The following is a 2,815-nucleotide window of genomic DNA, read 5'->3' as shown; positions in this document are numbered from 1 at the left end:
GCCGACGGTATTTCGTTGGAAACACCAGATGATACAACAATACGCTTACATTGTGGCTCTTGTGTAAATAGATGCTCATGCATCTATTCTAATTCATTCGCCGCAAGCGGCGGGGTATCAGACCCTAAAAGAGAATGACATGAACCGTATCGATGCTCACATTTGCGGCAATAAGAGAAAGGGAACTTCACAGTTACTGAATCAGATGCTAAAATGTCAGAAACCGGGCGAAAGGAGCTGATCACTATGGACAAACTCTACGAACAATCAGAGACAGGTTGCTGCCCCAGGTTCAACCCGGAGCCGTGGACTGACAAAGAGGTGACCTTCCGGGACAAGCTGTTCATCAAAGACCATATCCGCACTTTTCTGCATATCCCGCTGGGCTTCGGGAAAGTGATGGTGAGGAACATGGAGAAGATCAAGCAGGCCGATGCCCTTTCTGCCGTGCCACTGATGCTCTATGAAGAGAAGTCTCTTTTTGGAGCCGACCTCTACATCGCCGTGAGCAAAGAGATTCCCGGAGCCGGGATAGAGAGGATATCGGGGACTTTCCTCAGCAAGGTCTTTGAAGGATCGTTCAAGGATACCGGCAAGTGGGCCAGGGAAATGAATGGCTACGTCAAATCAAAGGGTAGGGAAATGAAGAAGATGTACTTCTTCTATACCACCTGTCCCAGTTGCGCCAAGGTCTACGGCAAGAACTACACTGTCATCCTGGCATCGGTCTAGCGCCTGGCTTTAAGTCTGTGGCAGTTCTATAGTTGAATTGCCGGAAACCATCGACCTTCCAAAGGAGGGCACATGTCTGAAAGGCATAAAAACGAGAAGGAAGACGAGAAAAAAGGGGAGAAGCAAGAGAAAGAGGACGAGAAAAGGAAGGGTTGGGACGAGAAGTGGCGCCGGGACCGGGTTAACGCGGTAAGCTGGGCGGCGATTCTCATCTGGGGGGCACTGGTCTTGCTGGCCGAAACCTCGGACTTCAAGAATCATTTCAGTTGGTGGGAAGGCTGGGCCGTTTTCTTCACCGGAGCCGGGTCTGTGCTGTTGCTCACGGCATTATATCGTCTGATTGTACCGGAGCACCGGCGTGCGGTGACAGGGAATGTAATCCTCGGATTAGTCTTTCTGGGCATAGGCCTGGGTGAGCTCGTAAGTTGGAACTATATCTGGGTGATAGTACTGGTGGTCATCGCAGTCATGATACTGCTTCGTGCATTCGCCCCTCGGCGTTGAACTCTAAAGCCGGCCGAGGTTAAAGGTCATGAACTCAGCCCAGGCATAGTCCAGGGGAGTCCACCAGCGGTCACGGCCGATGCAGCGGAAGTATGGAGGTCGGAAGGCAAGTATCATGTCACCGATCTTGTAGCGGGCCAGTACCGGAGTCGAAACAATGAGGCTACCCAGCTCGCCAGGCTTCATCTCATACAGTAGCTTTATACCCCGTCGGGTCTGCACCTCAAAGAAGAACTGGTCATAGTTGGGCACCCAGCCTCTGCGGTCGTCTCTCTGCTGCCCGAACATTCCTTCAGTAGTACCATAGATCTCGCGAATATCGACCGGCCCATAGAGGGCTCGCAACGCAGGCTCATATCGGGTGTTTATGCCAGGCACGCTGCCCAGAGTCATCACACGTACCTGCCAGATATTCTTCGGATAGACTCTATGAGCGCAGCGAAGATAGCGCCCGAACAGAATGGCTGTTGGCGCCACTCCGCCTACCATCGTCACGTTTTCGTCTTTGCATTTCTGATAGGCCAGCTCGAAACGGGCTTCCCAGTCACGGATGGACTTGCCTCCACCGAGGGCGTCAATTTCTTCCTGCGTGGGGACTGAGTGGATGGGAGTGAATGCTGATACATGCTTCAGGTAGATGCCTGAGCTGTAACCATACTCCAGTTCCTTCGCTCCAGCCTGCACCCTTCCCACCACCGAGGGGAAGTTCAGGTTCAGATTAGCGCCTGCCAGCAGATCATGGCTATTACTGCTGACAGCATAGTGCAGCATCGCACGCCCGGCGCTGACCCTCATCTGCAGGTCGGTGGGCGTCATGGGAATGAACTTGGACTCGCCTTTAGTTGTGCCTCGCGTGATGGCCCAGCCAATGGGTTCCTCACTGAGCAGTAATTTTGTCTCACCGGCCATTACGCGCTGAATGAGGGGCTTATAGTTTTCATAGGTAACCACCGGAAATGCACGGCGGTAGTCATCAATGCCTTCTACGTGCGCTGCACCATGCATTTCCCCGTATTCGGTTTTGACATATCCCTTCAGGAGAGTGCTCAGCACCTTCCCCTGGGCCTCCGCCGGAGCTTCAACCGCGGTATGCCAGGGCTGCAGAAGAGCCTGGAGGAACTTGAGGGTTTCTTCCCCTTGGTTTTCAGCCATCAGCTTGCCTGCCGGTGATACCCCAGTTTCATGGGCCATAGCCTACCCTATCAGGTTGATGGAGGCAAGCGTCACTAATTGCCCAAAGGCCAATCCACCCGACATTCTCCACAACGCCTGGAGTCCTCTTTCTAACGGCGGTTCCTCATCTTGGAGAACAGTAGCCAATTCGCATTGTTGACGCATGTTGGGGCAGGTGCTACCCTGTCCACCAAGCAAGCCAACTGCTGCCGGGTTGCGTCTGGCATGGTGATATTGTTTGGCAATTGGGGAGTGCAGAGGGCTGCCCTGATCCACCATCAAGAACGATGAAAGGACCTCGTTGGCGACTCCTGCAGAGAGGAGTAGAATAGGAAAACAACGGGCAATTCAGACACCAGCGAGGTGAACTAATGATAACACAAGGGGTGCTACCTTTTCGATACGA

Annotated in this window: 4 protein-coding genes; 2 read left to right on the top strand and 2 right to left on the bottom strand. The window is 53.3% G+C overall.

Annotated features, from left to right (window positions below; genetic code table 11):
* A partial coding sequence (locus tag NTZ04_06750; GenBank protein MCX5992006.1) for an IS200/IS605 family transposase occupies positions 1-79 on the bottom strand: 79 nt, incomplete at its 3' end.
* Positions 80-246: 167 nt separating this feature from the next.
* Here NTZ04_06750 and NTZ04_06745 point away from each other — a divergent pair.
* The gene (locus NTZ04_06745) at positions 247-732 is read left to right on the top strand and encodes a hypothetical protein (protein MCX5992005.1); all 486 of its coding nucleotides are present in this window, start codon (positions 247-249) and stop codon (positions 730-732) included.
* A gap of 72 nt (positions 733-804) precedes the next feature.
* Positions 805-1,236, top strand: coding sequence for a hypothetical protein (locus tag NTZ04_06740; protein MCX5992004.1), 432 nt, complete (start codon positions 805-807; stop codon positions 1,234-1,236).
* 3 nt (positions 1,237-1,239) lie between these two features.
* On the opposite strand, the gene NTZ04_06735 is transcribed toward NTZ04_06740, so the two are convergent.
* A complete protein-coding gene (locus NTZ04_06735; protein ID MCX5992003.1) occupies positions 1,240-2,388 on the bottom strand; it encodes a GH3 auxin-responsive promoter family protein in 1,149 nt (382 codons plus the stop codon).
* Between the last annotated feature and the right edge of the window lie 427 nt (positions 2,389-2,815).

The organism is Chloroflexota bacterium (assembly GCA_026389585.1).
Classification (GTDB): domain Bacteria; phylum Chloroflexota; class Dehalococcoidia; order UBA2247; family RBG-13-53-26; genus JAPLHP01.
The sequence above is the reverse complement of the archived record's forward strand: the minus strand, read 5'-3'. Positions and strand labels throughout refer to the sequence as shown.